The 20954-nt window shown below is 69.8% G+C and carries 23 protein-coding genes, 1 tRNA gene, 2 pseudogenes and 1 riboswitch; of the genes and pseudogenes, 8 read left to right on the forward strand and 18 right to left on the reverse strand.

Features of this window, described 5'->3' with window-relative positions:
• Positions 1-111: 111 nt before the first annotated feature.
• The 4 genes from ACFZB3_RS16250 to ACFZB3_RS16265 form a co-directional block, all read right to left on the reverse strand.
• Positions 112-852, reverse strand: a complete 741-nt coding sequence (locus tag ACFZB3_RS16250) for a DUF1707 domain-containing protein (RefSeq protein ID WP_391375657.1) — start codon at positions 850-852, stop codon at positions 112-114.
• 50 nt (positions 853-902) lie between these two features.
• Positions 903-1919 carry an ATP-binding cassette domain-containing protein gene (locus tag ACFZB3_RS16255; protein WP_391375660.1) on the reverse strand — a complete coding sequence of 339 codons (1017 nt, stop codon included), beginning with the start codon at positions 1917-1919 and terminating at the stop codon, positions 903-905.
• A 4-nt stretch (positions 1920-1923) separates the two neighbouring features.
• Positions 1924-2688 (reverse strand): ABC-2 family transporter protein, encoded by a 765-nt coding sequence (locus ACFZB3_RS16260; protein WP_391375837.1) that lies wholly within the window; start codon positions 2686-2688, stop codon positions 1924-1926.
• 76 nt (positions 2689-2764) lie between these two features.
• Positions 2765-3550, reverse strand: coding sequence for an ABC-2 family transporter protein (locus tag ACFZB3_RS16265; RefSeq protein WP_391375840.1), 786 nt, complete (start codon positions 3548-3550; stop codon positions 2765-2767).
• A 743-nt stretch (positions 3551-4293) separates the two neighbouring features.
• Between ACFZB3_RS16265 and ACFZB3_RS16270 the strand changes: the two genes are divergently transcribed.
• Positions 4294-6618, forward strand: a complete 2325-nt coding sequence (locus tag ACFZB3_RS16270) for a transglycosylase domain-containing protein (RefSeq protein ID WP_391375843.1) — start codon at positions 4294-4296, stop codon at positions 6616-6618.
• Here the strand turns inward: ACFZB3_RS16270 and ACFZB3_RS16275 are convergent.
• The 3 genes from ACFZB3_RS16275 to ACFZB3_RS16285 all read right to left on the reverse strand — a co-directional run bounded on the left by ACFZB3_RS16275 (position 6612) and on the right by ACFZB3_RS16285 (position 7815).
• Positions 6612-6932, reverse strand: a complete 321-nt coding sequence (locus ACFZB3_RS16275) for an SMR family transporter (RefSeq protein ID WP_391375663.1) — start codon at positions 6930-6932, stop codon at positions 6612-6614. The genes ACFZB3_RS16270 and ACFZB3_RS16275 overlap by 7 nt on opposite strands.
• A 34-nt stretch (positions 6933-6966) precedes the next feature.
• A riboswitch (guanidine-III (ykkC-III) riboswitch) is annotated at positions 6967-7035 on the reverse strand.
• Positions 7036-7101: 66 nt separating this feature from the next.
• Positions 7102-7458, reverse strand: a complete 357-nt coding sequence (locus ACFZB3_RS16280) for a co-chaperone GroES (protein ID WP_189261159.1) — start codon at positions 7456-7458, stop codon at positions 7102-7104.
• A 24-nt stretch (positions 7459-7482) separates the two neighbouring features.
• Entirely contained in the window at positions 7483-7815 is a 333-nt protein-coding gene (locus ACFZB3_RS16285; RefSeq protein WP_089106679.1) for a DUF3618 domain-containing protein, read from the reverse strand.
• A 96-nt stretch (positions 7816-7911) separates the two neighbouring features.
• Between ACFZB3_RS16285 and bcp the strand changes: the two genes are divergently transcribed.
• The 4 genes and pseudogenes from bcp to ACFZB3_RS16305 all read left to right on the forward strand — a co-directional run bounded on the left by bcp (position 7912) and on the right by ACFZB3_RS16305 (position 8857).
• A complete protein-coding gene (gene bcp / locus ACFZB3_RS16290) occupies positions 7912-8379 on the forward strand; it encodes a thioredoxin-dependent thiol peroxidase (RefSeq protein WP_391375667.1) in 468 nt (155 codons plus the stop codon).
• Positions 8380-8531: 152 nt separating this feature from the next.
• Positions 8532-8615 (forward strand): annotated as a pseudogene (locus ACFZB3_RS16295) (HNH endonuclease); the annotation flags it as partial.
• Between the two features lie 11 nt (positions 8616-8626).
• A pseudogene (locus ACFZB3_RS16300) lies at positions 8627-8719 on the forward strand (HNH endonuclease); the annotation flags it as partial.
• A 53-nt stretch (positions 8720-8772) separates the two neighbouring features.
• Positions 8773-8857, forward strand: a tRNA-Leu gene (locus ACFZB3_RS16305).
• 45 nt (positions 8858-8902) lie between these two features.
• On the opposite strand, the gene rdgB is transcribed toward ACFZB3_RS16305, so the two are convergent.
• The 4 genes from rdgB to ACFZB3_RS16325 all read right to left on the reverse strand — a co-directional run bounded on the left by rdgB (position 8903) and on the right by ACFZB3_RS16325 (position 11154).
• Entirely contained in the window at positions 8903-9508 is a 606-nt protein-coding gene (gene rdgB / locus ACFZB3_RS16310; protein ID WP_391375670.1) for an RdgB/HAM1 family non-canonical purine NTP pyrophosphatase, read from the reverse strand.
• 33 nt (positions 9509-9541) lie between these two features.
• A complete protein-coding gene (locus tag ACFZB3_RS16315) occupies positions 9542-9949 on the reverse strand; it encodes a hypothetical protein (RefSeq protein WP_391375673.1) in 408 nt (135 codons plus the stop codon).
• A gap of 128 nt (positions 9950-10077) precedes the next feature.
• A complete protein-coding gene (gene rph / locus ACFZB3_RS16320) occupies positions 10078-10818 on the reverse strand; it encodes a ribonuclease PH (RefSeq protein WP_391375676.1) in 741 nt (246 codons plus the stop codon).
• Between the two features lie 102 nt (positions 10819-10920).
• Positions 10921-11154, reverse strand: a complete 234-nt coding sequence (locus tag ACFZB3_RS16325; protein WP_089106674.1) for a glucose PTS transporter subunit EIIB — start codon at positions 11152-11154, stop codon at positions 10921-10923.
• A 202-nt stretch (positions 11155-11356) separates the two neighbouring features.
• Here ACFZB3_RS16325 and ACFZB3_RS16330 point away from each other — a divergent pair, with 202 nt between their 5' ends.
• Together ACFZB3_RS16330 and ACFZB3_RS16335 are read left to right on the forward strand one after the other, a co-directional pair.
• A complete protein-coding gene (locus tag ACFZB3_RS16330; RefSeq protein WP_391375680.1) occupies positions 11357-12655 on the forward strand; it encodes a PTS transporter subunit EIIC in 1299 nt (432 codons plus the stop codon).
• Between the two features lie 132 nt (positions 12656-12787).
• Positions 12788-14035 carry a PTS transporter subunit EIIC gene (locus ACFZB3_RS16335; protein ID WP_391375683.1) on the forward strand — a complete coding sequence of 416 codons (1248 nt, stop codon included), beginning with the start codon at positions 12788-12790 and terminating at the stop codon, positions 14033-14035.
• Between the two features lie 82 nt (positions 14036-14117).
• Here ACFZB3_RS16335 and ACFZB3_RS16340 read toward each other — a convergent pair whose 3' ends face one another.
• Positions 14118-14870: an MBL fold metallo-hydrolase gene (locus ACFZB3_RS16340; protein WP_391375685.1), complete on the reverse strand. Its 753-nt coding sequence runs from the start codon at positions 14868-14870 to the stop codon at positions 14118-14120.
• A 237-nt stretch (positions 14871-15107) separates the two neighbouring features.
• Here ACFZB3_RS16340 and ACFZB3_RS16345 point away from each other — a divergent pair, with 237 nt between their 5' ends.
• Positions 15108-15563, forward strand: a complete 456-nt coding sequence (locus ACFZB3_RS16345) for a type II toxin-antitoxin system PemK/MazF family toxin (protein ID WP_391375688.1) — start codon at positions 15108-15110, stop codon at positions 15561-15563.
• 16 nt (positions 15564-15579) lie between these two features.
• Here ACFZB3_RS16345 and ACFZB3_RS16350 read toward each other — a convergent pair whose 3' ends face one another.
• The 6 genes from ACFZB3_RS16350 to ACFZB3_RS16375 all read right to left on the reverse strand — a co-directional run bounded on the left by ACFZB3_RS16350 (position 15580) and on the right by ACFZB3_RS16375 (position 20864).
• Positions 15580-16092 carry a hypothetical protein gene (locus tag ACFZB3_RS16350; RefSeq protein ID WP_391375691.1) on the reverse strand — a complete coding sequence of 171 codons (513 nt, stop codon included), beginning with the start codon at positions 16090-16092 and terminating at the stop codon, positions 15580-15582.
• A 122-nt stretch (positions 16093-16214) separates the two neighbouring features.
• Entirely contained in the window at positions 16215-18293 is a 2079-nt protein-coding gene (locus ACFZB3_RS16355) for a putative Ig domain-containing protein (protein WP_391375694.1), read from the reverse strand.
• A 245-nt stretch (positions 18294-18538) separates the two neighbouring features.
• A complete protein-coding gene (locus tag ACFZB3_RS16360; protein WP_089106667.1) occupies positions 18539-19489 on the reverse strand; it encodes a PLP-dependent cysteine synthase family protein in 951 nt (316 codons plus the stop codon).
• A gap of 7 nt (positions 19490-19496) precedes the next feature.
• Complete coding sequence (locus tag ACFZB3_RS16365; RefSeq protein WP_089106666.1) at positions 19497-19775, reverse strand: MoaD/ThiS family protein; 279 nt, start codon at positions 19773-19775, stop codon at positions 19497-19499.
• Positions 19776-19862: 87 nt separating this feature from the next.
• A complete protein-coding gene (locus tag ACFZB3_RS16370) occupies positions 19863-19958 on the reverse strand; it encodes a putative leader peptide (RefSeq protein ID WP_350784557.1) in 96 nt (31 codons plus the stop codon).
• Positions 19959-20441: 483 nt separating this feature from the next.
• Positions 20442-20864: a Mov34/MPN/PAD-1 family protein gene (locus ACFZB3_RS16375; protein ID WP_391375698.1), complete on the reverse strand. Its 423-nt coding sequence runs from the start codon at positions 20862-20864 to the stop codon at positions 20442-20444.
• Between the last annotated feature and the right edge of the window lie 90 nt (positions 20865-20954).

Below are 20954 nucleotides of genomic sequence, written 5' to 3' on the forward strand. Positions count from 1 at the left end.
CGCAGTTCCCCGCGCCCCTTTGGGGACGCTGCACCACCGTCGGTCGAAACGTCCCGGCGTTTTCCTGGACCCGCCGCGACGGCGCCCCCTTTTAGGTCGGCTGCCTCCGGCTCAGTTGTCCCCGTGCCTCCGGCGTCCCCGTTCCTCGCGGTGTTCGCGGCGTTGGTGGTGCCATTCCTGGCGGGCGGCGTGGAGTTCGTGGCGGGCCGACTTGTGGTCCAGGCGCTCCTGGCGGCGTTCCGCCTTCGTCACCTTGTGGGCCACCTCGACCCCGCCCCAGAACGCGAAGCCCGTGACCACCACCCGCGGGGCACCCGGGTCCGGCGACATGTCGTGCTCGCGTTCGTCGAAGCCGCCCATGATGCCGATGCCGCGCATCACCACCTCGACGCCCGGCGGCACGATCACGCTCATCCCGCCCATGATCGCGACGCAGTTGATCACGACCTCGCCGTCCGCGAAGTTCGCCTCGCGCAGGTCGATCTCGCCGCCGCCCCAGAACGCGAAGGCGTTGAAGCGCCGCGGCACCGTCCAGCGGCCCTTGCGCTGGAAGCCGGACATCACGGCCACCGCCCACGAGGAGGAGCCCTCGCCGCCGACGATCCGGCTTCCCCAACTCCCGCTCGCAACGGGGGGCTTGCTGAGCGGCACCGCAGGTGACCCGCCCGCCGGGGGCAGGTCCCTGGTGATCGGCGTCAGCTCACCGTACGTACGGGCCTGGTACGTCGCCTCCAGCCGTTCCTCGAACTCCGCCATGTCCAGCCGCCCCTCGGCGAGGGCGTCCCGCAGGATCTCGGCGACTCGTTCACGATCGGCGTCGGAGGCGCGCAGCTCCGGGGCATCGTCGGTCATAGAGTGCAGACTACGAGTTCGCGGCGCCGGGGACCACGGGGCTACGGGGCCTATGCGGTGGCCCGGTCCGCGTACATCTTCGCGATCACCGCCTCGATGTCCGGCTCCCGGACCGACAGGTCGGCCAGCGGGTACTCCGCCGCGATCCGCGCCACCAGCGGCGCCGCCGACTCCGACGCCGGGAACGCCAGCCACTGCCTCGGCCCCTCCACCTTCACCACCCGGGCCGCCGGGCCGGCGTCGATCGGCGGGAGCTCCCGCTCCAGGTCGACCACGAGGGTGCGCTCGCTCTCCCCCGCCTCGTGCAGGCCGCCGAGCGGACCGTCGTACACCAGCCGTCCGTGGTCGATGACCATCACGCGGGAGCACAGCTGCTCGATGTCCTGGAGGTCGTGGGTGGTGAGCAGGACCGTGGTGCCGCGTTCGGTGTTCAGTTCGCGGAGGAAGTCGCGGACCCTGGCCTTCGAGATGACGTCCAGGCCGATCGTCGGCTCGTCGAGGTAGAGGACGTCCGGGTCGTGCAGGAGTGCGGCCACGATGTCGCCGCGCATCCGCTGGCCGAGGGAGAGTTGCCGTACCGGGACGTCCAGGAGGGAGTCCAGGGAGAGGAGTTCGACCAGGCGGTCCAGGTTCTCGCGGTAACGGGCGTCCGGGATGCGGTACATGCGGTGCATCAGGCGGTAGGAGTCGATGAGCGGAAGGTCCCACCAGAGGGTCGTCCGCTGGCCGAAGACCACGCCGATGCGGTGGGCCAGGCGGGTGCGTTCGCGGGACGGGTCGATGCCGGCCACCCGGAGCCGGCCGGCGCTCGGGGTCAGGATGCCCGTCAGCATCTTGATCGTGGTCGACTTCCCGGCGCCGTTCGGACCGATGTAGCCGACCATCTCGCCGCGCGCCACCGTGAAGGAGAGCGAGTCGACCGCCCGTACCTGCCGGCGTTCCCGCTTCAGGAAGCCGGCCTTCTTCCTGACGTCGAAGACCTTCTCCACTCCGTCGACCTCGATGAACATCTCGCCCGCCTCGCCCGCCTCGTCCGGCATCGGATCAGCTCCCTGCTCCCCGGTCATCGGATCAACTCCCCGTACTTCGGTAGGCCCTGAGACCGGCCCGCCAGGCCAGGCCCGCCAGCGCGCAGCACCCCAGCGCCACCAGCGGCGTCGACCACGCCGTCCACGCCGGCAGCCGCAGCGGGTACGGCCGCCCCAGCACGTACGCGGCCGGCACCCAGTTGACGAAGGCCAGCGGCAGCATGAACGTCACCCCGCGCACGAAGTCCTTCCCGAACACCGTCGGCGGGTACTGCAGCAGCGTCGTACCGCCGTACGTGAACGCGTTCTGCACCTCCGCCGCGTCCTGCGCCAGGAACTGGAAGGCCGCGCCCGCCACGAACAGCGCGCAGAAGATCGCCGCGCCGCCGGCCAGCATCAGCGGGACCAGCAGCACCTTCGCCGGCGTCCACGCGACGTCCACGGAGACCAGCGCCCAGCCCAGCACCACCGCGCCCTGGGTGATCCGGCCGAGGCGGCGCAGCGCGAAGTGGTCCGCTCCTATCTGGGCGAGTACGGGGGCCGGCCGGACCAGCAGCGTGTCGAAGGAGCCGTCGCGGATCCGGGTGCCCAGCACGTCCATCGAGCCCAGCACCAGGTCGGCGACGCCGAACGCGGTCGCCGACAGCCCGTACAGGAAGCAGACCTCGGGCAGCGACCAGCCGCCGAGCGAGTCGACCTGCGAGAACATCAGCAGGATCGTGGCGAAGTCCAGCCCGGTCACCAGCAGGTTCCCGACCATCGTGATGGCGAAGGAGGTGCGGTAGGTCATCGTGGAGCGGATCCACATCGCGGCGATCAGCCGGTACGCCCGCAGACCGTCCAGGGCACGCTCACCCACCCCGCGCCGCCACTCCGCAACGCGCTCACCCACCCTGCACCACCACCCGTCGCGTCGCCGCCGACTGCAGCAGCCGGCCCGCCGCCAGCAGCGCCACCGCCCACCCGGCCTGGAAGGCGAACGCCCCCGCCACCCCGGTCTCGCCCATCAGCACGTCCGCCGGCATCTGGATCTGCGCCGCCCACGGCAGGACGCGGGCGACCTCGCCGAAGGCGCCCGGGAAGACGTTCAGCGGCAGGGTCATGCCGGAGAAGAAGATCCCCGTGATCATCAGCACCTGGTTGACGCCCATCCCGTCCAGCAGCCAGAACGCGCTCAGCGCGACCAGGTACCGGATGCCGAAGCTGACGAGCATCGCGAGGAACAGCGCGACCAGGAAGGCGGCCCAGGTGCCGGCGTCCGCGGGCAGCGCCATCGGGAAGAACACCGCGCCGAACAGGAAGGGGATCACGCCCCGGCCCAGCATCTGGAACAGCGAACGGCCCAAGTCGGTCGCCAGCCACCACATTTGGAGATCGGCCGGACGGTACAGGTCGATCGCGATCGCGCCGGTGCGGATACGCTCCATCAGGTCTTTTTCCACGCCCCCGCCCTGGATCGCGAGCGTCGCGTACAGGCACTGCCCGAGCCACACATAGGTCACCGCCTGTGCCTGGTCATAGCCCCCGAGGTGCGGTTTCTCGTCCCAGAGCGCCACGTACGTGTAGACGAGGATGATCCCGAAGACCGTGTTGGTGAACACCCCTGCGGCGGTGGCCGCCCGATACGTCGCGTACCGTCGGAAACCCCCCGCCGCGACGGCCGTGTACAACCGTCCCGCGCCCACGCCAACCGACCTCCCGGACCGCCCGACACCGAAGCGCAGGAGCCTACTGCGCCGACGACATCGCAGGCCACGCAATTTCCGTGACCGAAGCGTGCCGGAATCCGGGAACGGAACGCGCGGTGCGAGAGTCTTCAACAGGGGGCGCAGAAGCGTACGAGGTCGTACGGGAACGAATGTACGACGCGAAACAGGAGTCCGTGCACGACATGAGCGACGAGCCGCAGCCGCAACAGCCGAACCAGGGCGGCGGAGGCCCGACGGAGCCGCCGGCCGCGGCCGAGGAGAAGAAGACCCCGCCGCAGCCGGTGGCCGAGGCGAAGCAGCCGGAGCCGCCCGCGGCGGCCGGGGAGCGGACGGCGGAGCCGCCCGCGGCGGCCGAACGGGTGAAGACGGAGCAGGCGAAGGCGGAGCAGGCGAGGACGGAGCAGGCACCGGCGGGCGGGAGAGCCGGCGAGAACGAGAAGACGAGCACACCGCCGAGGGCGGCGGCCGAGGACACCCGGACCCGACAGCTCACGGCGGTCACGGTGCCCAGGGCGCGCCCGCCCGCGGCGGCCGAGAAGGGGCAGGACACGCAGACACGACAGCTCGCGGCGGTCAGGGTGCCGAAGGCGGCAGCGCCACCGGCACCCGCCGCGGTCCCGGCACCCACCGCGGTCACCGCGGTCCCGGCACCCGGGGCCGGGCCGGCCGCGGCCGACGTGCCGACGAACGGGGGCGAGAAGAAGATGAAGCGGCCCAAGCGGACCGGATGGCGGCGGATCATCCCGACCTGGCGGATGGTGCTCGGCACCTTCGTGCTCGGGGTGCTGCTGCTGATCGGCCTGTTCTTCCTCGGCTACTCGATGGTGAAGATCCCGGCGGCCAACACGTTCGCGACCAAGCAGTCCAACGTGTACCTGTACGCCGACGGCTCCCAGCTCGCCCGGGACGGCGAGGTCAACCGGGAGAACGTCGACCTCTCCCAGGTCTCCGTGGACGCCCAGCACGCCGTGCTCGCCGCCGAGGACCGGGACTTCTACACCGAGTCCGCGGTCGACCCCAAGGCGATGCTGCGCGCCGCCTGGAACACCGCGACCGGCAAGGGCACCCAGTCCGGCTCCACGATCACCCAGCAGTACGTGAAGAACTACTACCTCGCCCAGGAGCAGACCGTCACCCGCAAGGTGAAGGAGTTCTTCATCTCGATCAAGCTGGACCGCAGCGAGTCCAAGGCCCAGATCCTGGAGGGCTACCTCAACACCAGCTACTTCGGCCGCAACGCCTACGGCATCCAGGCCGCCGCCCAGGCCTACTACGGCGTGGACGCCATCGACCTCGACCCGGCCCGCGCCGCCTACCTCGCCGCGCTCGTCAACGCGCCGAGCGAGTACGACGTCGTCGCCCACCCCGAGAACAAGGCGGCCGCGGTCGCCCGCTGGAACTACGTCCTCGACGGCATGGTCAAGAAGGGCTGGCTCAGCGAGTCGAAGCGGGCCGGCATGAAGTTCCCGATGCCGAAGCAGCAGACCGTCTCCACCGGCATGTCCGGGCAGCGCGGCTACATCGTCAACGCGGTCAACGACTACCTGATCAAGAACAAGATCGTCGACTCGGACGCCCTGGAGGCCGGCGGCTACCGCATCACCACCACCCTGCAGAAGAGCCGGCAGAACGCCTTCGTCAAGGCGGTCGACGACAAGCTGATGTCCAAGCTGAGCAAGAGCAACAAGGTCGACAGCTACGTACGGGCCGGCGGCGCCTCCGTCGACCCGAAGACCGGCAAGGTCGTCGCCATGTACGGCGGCATCGACTACGTGAAGCAGTACACCAACGGCGCGACCCGCGGTGACTTCCAGGTCGGCTCCACCTTCAAGCCGTTCGTCTTCGCCTCCGCCGTCGACAACGGCTCCACCACCCAGTCCGGGCAGACCATCACCCCGAACACCTACTACGACGGCACCAACAAGCGCACCGTCCAGGGCTGGCCCGGCGGCTCCTACGCACCGGAGAACGAGGACGAGAAGTCGTACGGCCAGATCACCGTCCGCAAGGCCACCGACCTCTCCGTGAACTCGGTGTACGCGCAGATGGCCGTCGACGTCGGCCCGTCCAAGGTCAAGCAGACCGCCGTCGACCTGGGCATCCCCGCCGACACCAAGGACCTCCAGCCGTACCCGTCGATCGCCCTCGGCACCGCCACCGCCAGCGTCCTCGACATGGCGGAGGCGTACGCCACGCTCGCCAACCACGGCAAGCACGGCACGTACACGATGGTCGACAAGGTCACCCGGGACGGCACGCAGGAGATCAGGCTGCCGCAGGCGACGACCAAGCAGGCCGTCAGCCGACAGGCCGCCGACACCACCACCTCCATCCTGCAGAGTGTCGTCGACAACGGCACCGCCACCGCCGCGCAGGCCGCGGGCCGCCCGGCCGCCGGCAAGACCGGCACCGCCGAGGAGGACACCGCCGCCTGGTTCGCGGGCTACACCCCCGACCTCTCCACCGTCGTCTCCGTGATGGGCCAGGACCCGGTCACGGCCGCCCACAAGTCGCTCTACGGCGCGCTCGGCCTGGCGCGCATCAACGGCGGCGGGGCCCCGACCGAGATCTGGGCGCAGTACACCAAGGACGCCCTGAAGGGCACCACGGCCTCCGACTTCGACCTGGACCTCCAGGCCGGCGCCGAGACCGTGGCCCCGCCCACCCAGGGCACGGCCACCCCGGGCACCGGCGGCCAGGACAACGGCGGCACCACCGGCGGGAACCAGGACAACGGCGGCACCACCGACGGCGGCCAGGACAACGGCGGCACCACGGACGGCTCCACCACCGCCGGCACCACCGACGGCTCCACGACCGACGGCTCCACCACCGCCGGCACCACCACGTCGGGTACGACGACCGCCGGCACCGACTCCGGAACGACGACCTCGGGAACGGACTCCGGCACCTCGACCGGGACCACGACCGCCGGCACCAGTACCGGTACGACGACCTCGGGCACCGACACCGGCACCAGTACCGGCACCACGGCGGGCGACGGAGGCGGGTTCGGGTTCGTTCAATGACCGCTGGTCGCCTTGAGCCCCACCACGGCGACCAGCAGCAGGCACACGAAGAAGATCCGGGCGGCGGTGGCCGGCTCCCCGAGCACCACCATGCCGAACACCGCCGCCCCCGCCGCCCCGATCCCCACCCACACGCCGTAGGCGGTACCGATGGGGAGCGTCCTCGCGGCGTACGACAGCAGCAGCATGCTGGCGACGATCCCGCCGCCGGTGAGCAGACTGGGCAGGGGCCGGGTGAACCCGTCCGTGTACTTCATCCCCACGGACCACCCCACTTCGAGCAGACCGGCGACCAACAGCAGAACCCAGGCCATGACAGGCACCTCCGAGACGTCTCACTGAACGCAGGGTGCGTCGTCTTTGCCTTCACGGTCCCGGTACGGCGCGTCTCGTCGGGCTAGCTCCTTCGAACATAGCAAAGAAACGACAAAGGGGCCTGGTGACCGCAGTCACCAGGCCCCTTCAAGCCTCTGAATCAGAGAATCAGAGATACAGGCCGGTCGAGTCCTCCGAGCCCTCGAACCGGTCGGCGGCCACCGCGTGCAGATCGCGCTCCCGCATCAGCACGTACGCCACTCCCCGCACCTCGACCTCGGCACGGTCCTCCGGGTCGTACAGCACCCGGTCACCGGGCTCCACCGTCCGCACGTTCTGGCCGACCGCGACCACCTCGGCCCAGGCCAGCCGGCGCCCGACGGCCGCCGTGGCGGGGATCAGGATGCCCCCGCCCGACCGTCGCTCGCCCTCCCCGGTGTCCTGCTTGACCAGGACCCGGTCGTGCAGCATCCGGATGGGCAGCTTGTCGTGCCGGCTGCTCTGCTCGTCTCTCTTGGCGCTCACGCCTGTGAACCTACCTGCCTCTGATCAGCTCTTACGCCGCCGGGTACCGCTGAAGACCAGCAGCCCGACCACGCCCACGGCGACGAGGGCGACCGGTACCACCCGCTCCAGTCGCGGCGCGCCCTCTTCGTCCACGAACTGGGCCCGCACCTCGCTCACGACCCGGTTGACCTGGACGTAGGCCCTCCCGAGCGTGTGATCGACGTTGGCCGCCACCTTGGCCTTCGCATCGCCGACGATGGTCTTCGGGTGCACCCGCACCCCGATCTCGTCCAGCGTCTCGGCCAGCACCTCGCGGCGGCGCTTGATGTCCGCCTCGATCTGCGCCGGGGTTCTGGTGTCCGACGTCTCCGCCACCGTAGGCCCTCCGAAGTCTGCCGTACTGCCTGTTCTGGACAGTCTGTCAGCTCTCACCGCCGTCGCACGGCCAGGACCCCCCGTTACGCTAGACCGATGAGCGAGCGACTCCAGCCCGGGGACGTAGCCCCCGACTTCACCCTCCCCGACGCCGACGGCAACGAGGTGTCCCTCTCCGCCCACAAGGGCCGCAAGGTCATCGTCTACTTCTACCCGGCGGCCCTCACCCCGGGCTGCACGAAGCAGGCCTGCGACTTCACGGACAACCTCTCCCTCCTCGCCGACGCCGGCTACGACGTCCTCGGCATCTCCCCCGACGCCCCCGAGAAACTCGGCAAGTTCCGCGAGAAGGAGAACCTCAAGGTCACCCTCCTCGCCGACCCCGACAAGAAGGTCCTGGACGCCTACGGCGCCTACGGCGAGAAGATGAACTACGGCAAGACCTACCTGGGCGTCATCCGCTCCACGGTCGTCGTCGACGAGGAGGGCAAGGTCGAACGCGCCCTCTACAACGTCCGCGCCACCGGCCACGTGGCAAAGATCATCAAGGATCTGGGCATCTGAGAACCACCTGATCCACCGACGCCGACGGCTCGCACCGGGACACTCCCGGCGCGAGCCGTTCCCTCTTTTCCGGCTCCCGCGCGTGACCGTCCGACAACCGGTTCGTCACTCCGTACGGTCTGCGAACGCGCGGCCGGGACGGAGGGGGCTCGATGGGGGCCAGTGCGTACACCAGGGAGCGGCTGGAGGAAGCGGCTCGGGGGGCGCGGACGTTGCCGGAGGCGCTGGGGAGGGTGAAGTCGGGGGCGACGACCGGCAGGAGAACCTGCGACTGGTGTGCCCGAACTGCCATGCGGCCACGAGCAACTGGCGCCGGGGAGGCGCACGAAGAAAGTCATAGCCCCGTACACTGGGCCGAGCAAAACGGCAGTTCCAGAAAATGCCCGTTTTGGGGCGGTCGTGGCGAAATAGGCGATACGCGCGGGCTTTAGGTGCCCGTGGGAGAAATCCCGTGTGGGTTCGAGTCCCACCGACCGCACCCAGACAAGAGGGGCCGCCCGTCCGGGCGGCCCCTTGCTGCGCCTCAGCCCAGCAGCTCCCGCACCACCGGCACCAGTGCCCGGAACGCCTTCCCCCGGTGGCTGATCGCGTTCTTCTCCTCGGGGGTCAGCTCGGCGCAGGTCCGTGTCTCGCCCTCCGGCTGGAGGATCGGGTCGTAGCCGAAGCCGTTCGTGCCGGACGGGGTGTGGCGGAGGAGCCCGCGCAGCTGGCCCTCGACCACGCGTTCCGTGCCGTCCGGCAACGCCAGGGCCGCCGCGCAGGCGAAGTGGGCCCCCCTGTGTTCCTCGGCGATGTCGGCGAGCTGGGCGAGGAGGAGGTCGAGGTTGGCCTTGTCGTCGCCGTGGCGGCCTGCCCAGCGGGCGGAGAAGATGCCGGGGGCGCCGCCCAGGACGTCCACGCAGAGGCCGGAGTCGTCGGCGACGGCCGGGAGGCCGGTGGCCTGGGCGAGGGCGTGGGCCTTCAGCAGCGCGTTCTCGGCGAAGGTGACGCCGGTTTCCTTGACGTCGGGGATGTCGGGGTACGCGTCGGCGCCGACGAGGTCGTGCGGCAGGCCCGCCTCGGCGAGGATGGCGTGGAGTTCGGTGATTTTGCCGGCGTTGCGGGTGGCGAGGATCAGGCGGGTCGTCATGGCCAGCAGTATCGCAAGGGCCGGCGCGGCGCCTTACGGAGTGCAGACCTTGGTCAGTTCGCCGGCCGCGTCGGTGACCGGGGTGACGTCGGGGGTGGAGTCGCCGTTCCTGACGGCCGTGCGGACGTTGTCCACGGCCTGCTGGAGCTGGTCGACCGCCTTGTTGACGTCGGCGTCGTCGGTCTGGTCGCCGATCTTCTTGAGGTTCTGCTGGATGGAGTCGAGGGAGGCGTCGGTGCGGGTGGGGTCGTTCGCGGCGTTCTCCACGGCCTGCTGGAGCGCGGTGACGCTGTCGGCGATGGAGTCGGCGGTGCGGACGCAGTCCAGTGCCGTGTTGACCGAGTCGCAGCCGGCGAGGAGGGCACCGGTGAGTGCGGCGGTCGCGGCTACGGCGGCGATGGCGGTGACGCGACGGCTTCCTCGGCGTCGGCTGGCGGCCATGGTGGTGTTCCCTCCCCGTTGTAAGACTGGCCGGGCGCACGGTTGTACGTGCCGTGCGCCCGTATTGATAGGGACGCGGGGTGGACTGCTCGGGTTGCCCTCTCGTACCTCGGGTTTTTTCTTTTCCTTTACTGCTTCTTGAGGGCTTCTTCGAGCGCGGCCTGCTGGATCGTGGCCAGGTCGGTGCAGCCGGCGACGGCGAGGTCGAGGAGGGCGTTGAGTTCGTCGCGGGCGAAGGGTTCGGCCTCGGCGGTGCCCTGGACCTCGACGAAGCGGCCGTCGCCGGTGCAGACGACGTTCATGTCGGTCTCGGCCTTGACGTCCTCCTCGTAGCAGAGGTCCAGGAGCGGGACCCCGCCGACGATGCCGACGGAGACGGCGGAGACGGTACCGGTGAGGGGCTGGCGGCCGGCCTTGACGAGCTTGCGCTCCTTGGCCCAGGTGACGGCGTCGGCGAGGGCGACGTAGGCGCCGGTGATGGCGGCGGTGCGGGTGCCGCCGTCGGCCTGGAGGACGTCGCAGTCGAGGACGATGGTGTTCTCGCCGAGGGCCTTGTAGTCGATGACGGCGCGCAGGGAGCGTCCGATGAGGCGGGAGATCTCGTGGGTGCGGCCGCCGATCTTGCCCTTGACGGACTCGCGGTCGCCGCGGGTGTTGGTGGCGCGGGGGAGCATGCTGTACTCCGCGGTGACCCAGCCCTCGCCGCTGCCCTTGCGCCAGCGGGGGACGCCTTCGGTGACGGAGGCGGTGCAGAAGACCTTGGTGTCGCCGAAGGAGACGAGGACGGAGCCCTCGGCGTGCTTGCTCCAGCCGCGTTCGATGGTGACCGGGCGGAGTTGTTCGGGGGTGCGGCCGTCGATTCGAGACATGGCGACGAGCCTATCCGGAGCGTGAGCACGGGAAGGGGCCCCTCCCCAGGAGGGGAGGGGCCCCTTGCCGGTGGACCCGGCGGACCCGGTGAGCCCGTGGGCTCACATCATGTCTTCGATCTCCGCGGCGATCGGGTCGGCGTCGGTGCCGATGACGACCTGGATGGCGGTGCCCATCTTGACGACGCCGTGGGCGCCGGCGGCCTTGAGGGCGGCGTCGTCGACCAGCGAGGCGTCGTGGACCTCGGTGCGCAGCCGGGTGATGCAGCCTTCGATCTCGTCGATGTTCTCGATTCCGCCGAGGCCGGCGACGATCTTCTCAGCCTTGCTGGCCATGTTCCTTCTCCCTGATCCGAACCGCTTTGTCGCAGTAACCCACAGTTGGCCCATCTTTGCGAGCGGCCGTACCGCGTGTGCCGAATGATGGCGAGCAGCGCGGCGGAACCGTCTGTCGACTGGTCTACACCAGCTGGTGGGCGGTCGACAAACCCCGGCGGCAACCCCCGCGGTGCAGCCGAGCGGCCCGGAGGACGCGCCCATGAGTGCCGAGAGCGCCGACAGTACGGCACGTCCCGCGCGGGAGCGGTGGCACGTGCTGTTCCAGGGGCTGCAGAAGATGGGGCGCAGTCTCCAGCTGCCGATCGCGGTGCTGCCGGCCGCGGGGATCCTCAACCGGCTGGGCCAGCCCGACGTGTTCGGTGAGCAGGGGCTGGGCTGGACGGCGGTCTCCAAGGTGATGAAGGGGGCGGGCGGGGCGCTCCTTGACGGTTCGGTCGGGCTGCCGCTGCTGTTCTGTGTCGGGGTCGCGATCGGGATGGCGAGGAAGGCGGACGGTTCGACGGCGCTGGCGGCGGTGGCGGGCTTTCTCGTCTATTACGGGGTGCTGCACCAGTTCCCGGAGGACTGCCCCGGCGGTTCGAGGACGCTGCCGGGGATCGGGTGCCAGGTGCGGGACGGGACGGTGTCGACGTTCACGTTCCAGAATCCGGGGGTGTTCGGGGGGATCGCGCTGGGGCTGCTGACGGCGTTCTTCTGGGCGCGGTACCACCGGACGCGGCTGGTGGACTGGCTGGGGTTCTTCAACGGGCGGCGGCTGGTCCCGATCATCATGTCGTTCGTGGCCATCGCGTTCGCCGCGCTGTGCCTGTGGGTCTGGCCGCCGGTCGGCGGCGGCCTGGAGAGCTTCAGCCACTGGCTGCGGGACGCCGGGGCGTGGGGTGCGGGGGTGTTCGGGCTTGCGAACCGGGCGTTGCTGGTGGTCGGGCTGCACCAGTTCCTGAACGTGCCCATCTGGTTCCAGTTCGGCAGTTACACCACGCCCGGCGGGCAGACGGTGCACGGCGACATCAACATGTTCCTGGCGGGTGATCCGGACGCGGGGCAGTTCACGTCGGGGTTCTTCCCGGTCATGATGTTCGCGCTGCCGGCCGCCGCGCTCGCCATCACGCACTGCGCGAGGCCGCACCGGCGCAAGGAGATCGGCGGTCTGATGCTGTCGGTGGCGCTGACGTCGTTCGTGACGGGCATCACGGAGCCGATCGAGTACTCGTTCATGTTCGTCGCGCCGCTGCTGTACGGGGTGCACGCGGTGCTGACGGGGGTGTCGATGGCGGTGACGTGGGGGCTGGGGGTGCACGACGGGTTCAGTTTCTCGGCGGGGCTCATCGACTACGTCATCAACTGGAAGCTGGCGACGCGGCCTTGGGCGATCGTCCCGATCGGGTTGTGCTTCGCGGCGGTCTACTACGTGATCTTCCGGTTCGCCATCACGCGGTTCGATCTGAAGACCCCGGGCAGGGAACCGGAGGACGAGGTGGAAGACGTCACCGGGGCCTGAGCAGCCTGTGGCCGAACGGCATACACCGCGTAGTGCTCCGGTTGCGGAATTGACGGGTTCCTTATAACGCCCCCATCGTGTACAACAGGTCTACACCACTGAGTGGTGTAGACCACCACCGATGGAGGAAGTATGACAACCGCCACCGCGACGGCGGCCCCCACAAAGAAGTGGGGATCCGGTCTTTTCCAGGGCCTGCAGAAGGTCGGCCGCAGCCTCCAGCTCCCGATCGCCGTGCTTCCGGCGGCTGGTCTGCTGCTCCGCTTCGGTCAGCAGGACATCCACGACAAGCTGCACCTGCCCGACAAGGTCACCTCGGTCTTCGCCACGGCGGGCGGCGCGATCTTCGACAACCTCCCGATGCTCTTCTGTATCGGCGTCGCGATCGGCTTCGCCAAGAAGGCGGACGGCTCCACCGCACTGGCCGCCCTGGTCGGCTTCCTGGTCTACAAGAACGTGCTCACCGCGTTCCCCGTCACCGACGCGCAGATCCTGAAGGGCGCGGACGTCCCCGCGACCTTCAACAACCCCGGTGTGCTCGGCGGCCTGGTGATGGGTCTGCTGGGCGCGGTGGTCTGGCAGCGGTTCCATCGGACCAAGCTGGTGGACTGGCTCGGCTTCTTCAACGGCCGCCGGCTCGTCCCGATCATCATGGCCTTCGTCGGCACGATCATGGGCGTCTTCTTCGGTCTGGTCTGGAAGCCGATCGGCGAGGGCATCTCCAACTTCGGTGAGTGGATCACGGGCCTGGGCGCCCTCGGTGCCGGTCTGTTCGGCCTGATCAACCGTGCGCTGATCCCGGTCGGCATGCACCAGTTCGTGAACACCGTCTCCTGGTTCCAGATCGGCGACTACAAGACGGCGTCCGGCACGATCGTGCACGGCGACCTGACCCGCTTCTTCGCCGGTGACCCGACCGCCGGACAGTTCATGTCCGGCTTCTTCCCCATCATGATGTTCGGCCTCCCGGCCGCCGCCCTGGCCATCGCGCACACCGCCCGCCCGGAGCGCCGCGCGGCCGTGATGGGCATGATGATGTCGATGGCGCTGACCTCCTTCGTGACCGGTGTGACCGAGCCGATCGAGTTCACCTTCATGTTCATCGCGCCGCTGCTGTACGTGATCCACGCGGTGCTCACCGCCCTGTCCATGGCGATCACCTGGGCGCTCGGGGTGCATGCGGGCTTCACCTTCTCCGCGGGTGTCATCGACTACATACTCAACTGGAACCTGGCGACCAAGCCCTGGCTGATCATCCCGATCGGCCTGGTGTTCGGAGCGATCTACTACTTCGTCTTCCGCTTCGCCATCGTCCGCTTCAACCTCCCCACCCCGGGCCGCGAGCCCGAGGAGGAGATCGAGGACCTCACGAAGGCGTGAGTCCCGGCAGCACTCATGGAGAAGGCCCCCGCGGCGGCGGGGGCCTTCTTCGCGTCGTACGGCCCTGAACGCCGTACACGTGTCAGATCTCGTACGTCGCCCTCGGTGCCGCGAGATCCACCGGGCCGTCGAAGACCTCGCGGGCGTCGGCGAGGTTGACGGCGGGGTCGGTCCACGGCGGGATGTGGGTGAGGACCAGGCGGCGGGCGCCGGCCCGGGCCGCGGTCTCGCCGGCCTCGCGGCCGTTGAGGTGCAGGTCCGGGATGTTCTCCTTGCCGTGCGTGAAGGCGGCCTCGCACAGGAACAGGTCGGTGTCCCGGGCCAGGTCCTCCAGCGCCGGGGTGACGCCGGTGTCGCCGGAGTACGTCAGGGACTTCCCGGCGTGCTCGACGCGGATGCCGTACGCCTCCACGGGGTGCCGGACCCGCTCGGCGTGGACCGTGAAGGGGCCGACGTCGAACGTGGACGGCTTGACCGTGTGGAAGTCGAAGACCTCGCTCATCGAGGAGGCGGTCGGCGTGTCGGCGTAGGCCGTGGTGAGGCGGTGTTCGGTGCCCTCCGGGCCGTAGACCGGGATCGGCGGGCACGGGCCGCCGTCATGGCGGTAGTAGCGCGCCACGAAGTAGGCGCACATGTCGATGCAGTGGTCGGCGTGCAGATGGCTCAGGAAGATCGCGTCGAGGTCGTAGAGACCGCAGTGGCGCTGCAGCTCGCCCAGGGCGCCGTTGCCCATGTCGAGGAGCAGCCGGAAGCCGTCGGCCTCTACGAGGTAGCTCGAACAGGCCGATTCCGCGGACGGGAACGACCCCGAGCAGCCGACGACGGTGAGCTTCATGAAGCAGAAACCTCCGTTGGCGGAAACCCAGATGCGCTGGGATCTGGAGTCGGGAAAAAGGGCATGACGGGGGTCGTGCGGTTTGTCGAGCGTAAGGCGCAAAAGAGCCGGTCGCTCCTCCGCCAGGGGCCGTTGTGGGCGAACTCACCTGTGGCGTCACCGGTTCGGCTGGACCGGGGGCGTATGAGGATCGCGCAAGGGCGCGCATTGATTATCTCGCGCCGGTAACGTCGTCGTATGGACACGTCTTGGTGGCTCGCGCTCGCGGCAGTCGTTCTGCTGGCGCTGGTCGCCACGCTCGTCGACGGCTGGGGCAGGGGCCACCGCCCGCGCGGGCACCGCACCCGCCCCCCGGGGCATCCGCGCGGGACCCGCACACAGCTCGGACGGCCCCACCCGGGGGACATCTGGTGGGCCAACGTGCCCTACGAGGACGGACCCGGCGCCAAGGACCGGCCCTGCCTGGTGCTGGCCGTGCACGGCAACCGGGCGACGATCGCGAAGATCACCAGCAAGTACCACGACGAGCGCGCCGGGGTGATCCCGCTGCCGCCGGGCTCGGTCGGGGACGCCCAGGGCCGGCCGAGCTTCCTGGAGACGGACGAGCTGCGCGAGATCGCGGTGTGGGAGTTCCGGCGCCGGGTGGGCGTGGTCGACCCGGTGCTGTGGGACCAGGTGCGGCACCTCGCGTAGGACGCGCGGGGCGGGCTCAGCTCACCCGTACGGTGACCTGCCACTCCTGGATCCCCTTGCAGGAGACCCCGCCGGGCGCGGTGGGCTGGGCGCACAGGGGGCGGGTGGCGGAGAGGGTGACGGTCCCGGCGGCCGTCGCCCGGAAGGCGGAACCGGCGTCCCCGCCGCGGAGCATGATCCCGTAGTTGATCTCTTTCAGGGCACCCGTGTCCCCGGCGACGCCGATCTTCTTCCACGGGCGCTGCTCGGTCCCGTCCAGGGTGATCCGGAGAGTGCCGTCCTGGGCCAGGCAGAAGGTACGGCCGCTGTCGGCGGTGGTGAGTTCGGAGGTCACGGGCGTGCAGCCGGCGGCGGACCCACCGGCGGAGGGGGTGGGTGTCGAGGTCGCGCTCGGGGTCGGGGTCGAGGTCGGTTTCGGGGACACCGCACCGCTGCCCTTGTCGCCGCCTCCGCCCTGGGAGCCGCAGCCCGCCAGCAGGAGCAGGCTCGCCGCGGCGAGCGACGCGCGGTGGAACGTCGTACGGCGCATGGGGTGTCCGCCTTTCCGTAGGGGAACGGACCCTTGGTGCCGATATGACGTACCCGGCGGTCATACGGATCCCGCACCCGGACGGCTTCCGGGCGCGGGATCCGGTCAGTTCACGGGAGGGGTCAGCCGGTCGTGACGGCGGTGTCGTCGACGACGAAGCTGGTCTGGAGCGAGGAGTCCTCGACACCGCTGAACTTCAGGGTGACGGTCGAGCCCGCGTAGGACCCGAGGCTGAAGGACTTCTGCACGTAGCCGGAGGCCGCGTTGAGGTTGGAGTACGTGGCCAGGGTGGTCGAACCGGCGGTGACCGTCAGCTTGTCGTACTGGGTGCTGGTGGTGGTCTCGGCCGTGTCGACGTGCAGGTAGAAGGTGAACGTGGTGGCGGTGCAGCCGCTCGGGATCGTCACCGACTGGGAGAGCGTGTCGGTGTGCGAGGAGCCGTAGCCGTCGAGCCACGCCTTGTACGAGCCCGCGTGGGCGGCCTCGCTGCTGGAGTTGGTGATGACACCGCTGGTCGCGGTCCAGGTGGTGTTGCCCGACTCGAAGCCGGGGTTGCCCAGCAGCTGCGTGGAGGTGCAGGTGCCGCCGCCGCTGGTGCTGACGGTCCAGGTGAAGGAGGCGGACCCGGAGGCGCCGGTGGAGTCGGTCGCGGTGACGGTGGCGCTGTAGGTGCCCGCGGTGGACGCCGTGCCGGAGATCAGGCCGGTGGAGCTGGAGATGGACAGGCCGGTGGGCAGGCCGGAGGCGCTGTAGGTGAGGGTCGCGCCCGCGCTGTCGGAGGCCGAGATCTGCAGGCTGACCGAGGAGCCGGTCGCGGTGGACTGGCTGCCCGGGTTGGTGACGGTCACCGTGTTGCCGGTGCTGGTGCCGGAGGCGAAGGCGGTGGTGCCGTTCGGGGTGCCCCAGCCGGTCGGGCCGTCGTAGCCGGTGCCCGCGGTGCAGAAGTACGACGTCGAGCAGGAGCCGTTGTTGCCGCTGGTGACGTCGTACAGGTTGCTGGTGTGGGAGTACGGGTACTTCGCCGGGTAGTCGCTCGAACCCGGGGTGCCCGCGAGGGCGTACACACCGGCGATGATCGGCGAGGAGGCACTCGTACCGCCGTAGACCGCCCAGCCGGAGCCGCCGTAGGTGTCGTAGACCGCCACACCGGTGGCCGGGTCGGCGACCGCGGAGACGTCGGACTCCATGCGCTTGGTGCAGCCGGTGTCGGTCTGCCAGCTCGGCTTCGCGTCGTAGGCGGAGCAGCCGGAGCCGGTGCCCTCGGAGGAGCTGGTCTTCCACACGGACTCGGTCCAGCCGCGCGTGCTGGACGAGGTGGAGAGCGCGGTGCCGCCGACGGCGGTCACGTACTGGGAGGTCGCCGGGTACTCGGCGCCGTAGTCCTCGTCACCGGCGGAGACGGTGATGGCGACACCCGGGTGCTTGAAGTACGAGGTGTCCTCGCTGGTCTGGGAGGAGGACTCGGAGCCGCCCCAGCTGTTGGAGACGAACTTGGCGCCGAGCGCGACGGCCTCGTTCTCGGCGGTGCCGAGGTCGGAGTCGGTGGCGGAGCTGGCCTCGACGAGGATGATGTTGCAGTTCGGGCAGACGGCGCTGACCATGTCGATGTCGAGCGCTTCCTCGCCGGCCCAGCCGGAGTCGTTCGTCGGCAGCGAGGTCGTCGAACCGGTCTGGCTGACCTGCTTGAAGCAGCCGTTGGCGACGGTGCACGCGGACAGGCCGTACGTGGAGCGGTAGGTGGCCAGGTCCGAGGCGGCGTTCGGGTCGTTGTAGGCGTCGACCACGGCGACGGTGAGGCCGGAGCCGCCGGTCGAGGGCAGGTTGTAGGCGCTGTGCAGGTTGGTCGGGCTCAGGCCGGAGGGGGCGGCGGCGAGTGCCGAGGACAGCTGCTGCTTGATGTCGGTGCGGCGCTGCGCGAAGCAGTTGACCTCACCGGGCTTGGAGACGGTGGCGCACAGGTGCTTGGTGGGCACCTTCTGCCCGGCCTTGCCGGTGCTGTGCACCGCCTGCCGGGCGGGGTCGGTGAGGGCCTTGGAGTTCTGGGCGGCCCGGGTGGTCTGGGCGGTGGCCCTGGGGGCGATGGTCTGTGCCGATGCCTGTGCCTGCGCGGTCGGTGCCGCGACGAAACCGGAGACGGCGAGGGCGAGGGCGGGGAAAGCGAAGGCCAGAAGTCTTCGCAGGCTCCGTCGTGATTCACGCATGGGGGTACTGCCTCCATCGGTGGGGTTACAAGGCAGGCCCGTGACGCGCGTAGCGGCGGCAGAGTGCGGCGTCATGAGCATGACACTTCGAACACCCTGGGATGCCGATGAGCGTGGCATGACAGGACGGTGAGGAACCTAGCCGGGTTCACCGGGGACCGGTTCCCCCGGACGAAGATCTTTGCCGCGCCATAGGCAGCGCTTAGCCCCCTCATAGGAGGGGGTTGGCGCGTACATGATGAGCGCTATGCCCAGAGCTGACCCTGGAGGGTCTCGATGGCTTCCTCGGTGGTGGCGGCGGTGTACACGCCGGTAGAGAGGTACTTCCAGCCGCCGTCCGCGACCACGAACACGATGTCCGCGCTCTCGCCGGCCTGTACGGCCTTCTTCCCGACGCCGATCGCGGCGTGCAGCGCGGCGCCGGTGGAGATGCCCGCGAAGATGCCCTCCTGCTGGAGGAGGTCCCGGGTCCGGGTCACCGCGTCCGCGGAGCCGACGGAGTAGCGGGTGGTGAGCACGGAGGCGTCGTACAGCTCGGGGACGAAGCCCTCGTCGAGGTTCCTGAGCCCGTACACCAGGTCGTCGTACCGGGGTTCGGCGGCGACGATCTTCACGTCCGGCTTGTGCTCCCGCAGATACCGCCCGACGCCCATCAGCGTGCCGGTGGTCCCCAGCCCCGCCACGAAGTGCGTCACGGAGGGCAGGTCGGCGAGGATCTCCGGACCGGTGGTCGCGTAGTGCGCACCGGCGTTGTCCGGGTTGCCGTACTGGTAGAGCATCACCCAGTCGGGATGCTCGGCGGACAGTTCCTTCGCCACCCGCACGGCCGTGTTCGAACCGCCCGCGGCCGGGCTGGAGATGATCTCCGCGCCCCACATCCCCAGCAGGTCCCGGCGCTCCTGCGAGGTGTTCTCGGGCATCACGCAGACCATGCGGTAGCCCTTGAGCTTGGCGGCCATCGCCAGCGAGATGCCGGTGTTGCCCGACGTCGGCTCCAGGATGGTGCAGCCCGGGGTGAGCCGGCCGTCCTTCTCCGCCTGCTCGATCATGTGCAGCGCGGGGCGGTCCTTGACCGAGCCGGTCGGGTTGCGGTCCTCCAGCTTGGCCCAGATCCGGACGTCGGCGGACGGCGAGAGCCGCGGCAGGCGCACCAGGGGGGTGTTGCCGACCGCGGCCAACGGGGAGTCGTAGCGCATGGAGATCTCAGGCCATGCCGCCGGCGACGGCCGGCAGGATCGTCACGGTGTCGCCGTCGGTGAGCTTGGTGTTGATGCCGTCGACGAAACGGACGTCCTCGTCGTTCAGGTACACGTTCACGAAGCGGCGCAGCTTGCCGTCGTCCACGATGCGGGCGTGGATGCCGGCGTGCCGGGTCTCGAGGTCGTTGAAGAGGTCGGCGATGGTGTCACCACTGCCCTCCACCGCCTTCTGACCGTCGGTGTACTGGCGGAGGATGGTCGGGATGCGGACCTCGATGGCCATGGTTGCGGGCTCCTGTCGGGAAGTCTGGGTGGTTGGGCGCGCACAGCAGCACGCCGCGGCTCATGGCCGTACGGCGGCAGGGAAACGTCAACAGATGGCGCTGTTCAGCCTGCACAGATCGACGTGCAGCCGCGCCACGAGCAGGGTGCCCCGCGCCTTGTCGCCCACGTCGTTCAGAACCATGGGGTCATCGTATCGATTCCCGGTGCCGGTTCCGGAGTGTGATTCCATATCGCGGACGAATTCCGCCCGAACTCTGAGACGAGCTCAAGGACAGCCCACCTGGGGGCGCGGGGAACTGCGCGACCAGCCCCCACCGGCCCGCAGGTGCCCACCGGCCGGTCCGGCACCGCCGGAATCCACCGTCGCGGCCGAGCGCCGCTGCGGCGGGCGGAGGACAGGCGGCGGAGAAGAGGCACTGGATCACCGCCGGGCAGGGCAGCCGCCCCAGGGGCGCTGGGGGTACCCCCGGCCGAAGGCTGGGGGAGGAACTGCGCGACCAGCCCCCACCGGCCCGCGGGTGACCACCGGCCGTCCCGGCACCGCCGAAATCCGCCGTCGCGGCTGAGCGCCGTTGCGGCGGAGAAAGATTTGGTGAGCGGTGGTGACGGGAGAAGGACCTGGTGAGCGGCGGAGACCGAGGAGCGGGTGCCGGCTCGCCGGGAGTCAGTACGCCTCGACGACGCTGATCTCCTCCTCCGTCACCTCGCCGTCCACGATGCGGTACGAGCGGAACTGGAAGTCGCCCAGGCCGTCGGTGTCGGCGGTGGAGACGAGGACGTAGTGGGCGCCGGGCTCGTTGGCGTACGAGATGTCGGTCCGGGAGGGGTACGCCTCGGTCGCCGTGTGGGAGTGGTAGACGACCACCGGCTCCTCGTCGCGGTCGTCCATCTCGCGGTAGAGCTTGAGGAGGTCGCCGGAGTCGAACTCGTAGAACGTGGGGGACATCGCCGCGTTCAGCATCGGGAGGAAGCGCTCGGGGCGGTCCGAGCCCGCCGGGCCCGCGACGACGCCGCACGCCTCGTCGGGGTGGTCCTTGCGCGCGTGGGCGACGATCTGGTCGACGAGGGCCTGGGTGATGGTCAGCATGGTCGCCAGGATAAGCAGAGGGCCGCCCCGTACCGAAGGCTGGTACGGGACGGCCCGGATGCCGGACGCCCTGAGCGGCTGCCGCAGGGG

Source organism: Streptomyces sp. NPDC008092 (assembly GCF_042957285.1).
In the GTDB taxonomy this organism is placed as follows: domain Bacteria; phylum Actinomycetota; class Actinomycetes; order Streptomycetales; family Streptomycetaceae; genus Streptomyces.

What these genes read in the sequence shown, in the direction of transcription:
- ACFZB3_RS16250 (WP_391375657.1), bottom strand. Translation starts at nt 852, where the DNA reads ATGACCGACGATGCCCCGGAGCTGCGCGCCTCCGACGCCGATCGTGAA.
- ACFZB3_RS16255 (WP_391375660.1), bottom strand. Translation starts at nt 1,919, where the DNA reads ATGACCGGGGAGCAGGGAGCTGATCCGATGCCGGACGAGGCGGGCGAG.
- ACFZB3_RS16260 (WP_391375837.1), bottom strand. Translation starts at nt 2,688, where the DNA reads ATGTGGATCCGCTCCACGATGACCTACCGCACCTCCTTCGCCATCACG.
- ACFZB3_RS16270 (WP_391375843.1), top strand. Translation starts at nt 4,294, where the DNA reads ATGAAGCGGCCCAAGCGGACCGGATGGCGGCGGATCATCCCGACCTGG.
- ACFZB3_RS16275 (WP_391375663.1), bottom strand. Translation starts at nt 6,932, where the DNA reads ATGGCCTGGGTTCTGCTGTTGGTCGCCGGTCTGCTCGAAGTGGGGTGG.
- bcp (WP_391375667.1), top strand. Translation starts at nt 7,912, where the DNA reads ATGAGCGAGCGACTCCAGCCCGGGGACGTAGCCCCCGACTTCACCCTC.
- rdgB (WP_391375670.1), bottom strand. Translation starts at nt 9,508, where the DNA reads ATGACGACCCGCCTGATCCTCGCCACCCGCAACGCCGGCAAAATCACC.
- ACFZB3_RS16315 (WP_391375673.1), bottom strand. Translation starts at nt 9,949, where the DNA reads ATGGCCGCCAGCCGACGCCGAGGAAGCCGTCGCGTCACCGCCATCGCC.
- rph (WP_391375676.1), bottom strand. Translation starts at nt 10,818, where the DNA reads ATGTCTCGAATCGACGGCCGCACCCCCGAACAACTCCGCCCGGTCACC.
- ACFZB3_RS16325 (WP_089106674.1), bottom strand. Translation starts at nt 11,154, where the DNA reads ATGGCCAGCAAGGCTGAGAAGATCGTCGCCGGCCTCGGCGGAATCGAG.
- ACFZB3_RS16330 (WP_391375680.1), top strand. Translation starts at nt 11,357, where the DNA reads ATGAGTGCCGAGAGCGCCGACAGTACGGCACGTCCCGCGCGGGAGCGG.
- ACFZB3_RS16335 (WP_391375683.1), top strand. Translation starts at nt 12,788, where the DNA reads ATGACAACCGCCACCGCGACGGCGGCCCCCACAAAGAAGTGGGGATCC.
- ACFZB3_RS16340 (WP_391375685.1), bottom strand. Translation starts at nt 14,870, where the DNA reads ATGAAGCTCACCGTCGTCGGCTGCTCGGGGTCGTTCCCGTCCGCGGAA.
- ACFZB3_RS16345 (WP_391375688.1), top strand. Translation starts at nt 15,108, where the DNA reads ATGGACACGTCTTGGTGGCTCGCGCTCGCGGCAGTCGTTCTGCTGGCG.
- ACFZB3_RS16350 (WP_391375691.1), bottom strand. Translation starts at nt 16,092, where the DNA reads ATGCGCCGTACGACGTTCCACCGCGCGTCGCTCGCCGCGGCGAGCCTG.
- ACFZB3_RS16355 (WP_391375694.1), bottom strand. Translation starts at nt 18,293, where the DNA reads ATGCGTGAATCACGACGGAGCCTGCGAAGACTTCTGGCCTTCGCTTTC.
- ACFZB3_RS16360 (WP_089106667.1), bottom strand. Translation starts at nt 19,489, where the DNA reads ATGCGCTACGACTCCCCGTTGGCCGCGGTCGGCAACACCCCCCTGGTG.
- ACFZB3_RS16365 (WP_089106666.1), bottom strand. Translation starts at nt 19,775, where the DNA reads ATGGCCATCGAGGTCCGCATCCCGACCATCCTCCGCCAGTACACCGAC.
- ACFZB3_RS16370 (WP_350784557.1), bottom strand. Translation starts at nt 19,958, where the DNA reads ATGGTTCTGAACGACGTGGGCGACAAGGCGCGGGGCACCCTGCTCGTG.
- ACFZB3_RS16375 (WP_391375698.1), bottom strand. Translation starts at nt 20,864, where the DNA reads ATGCTGACCATCACCCAGGCCCTCGTCGACCAGATCGTCGCCCACGCG.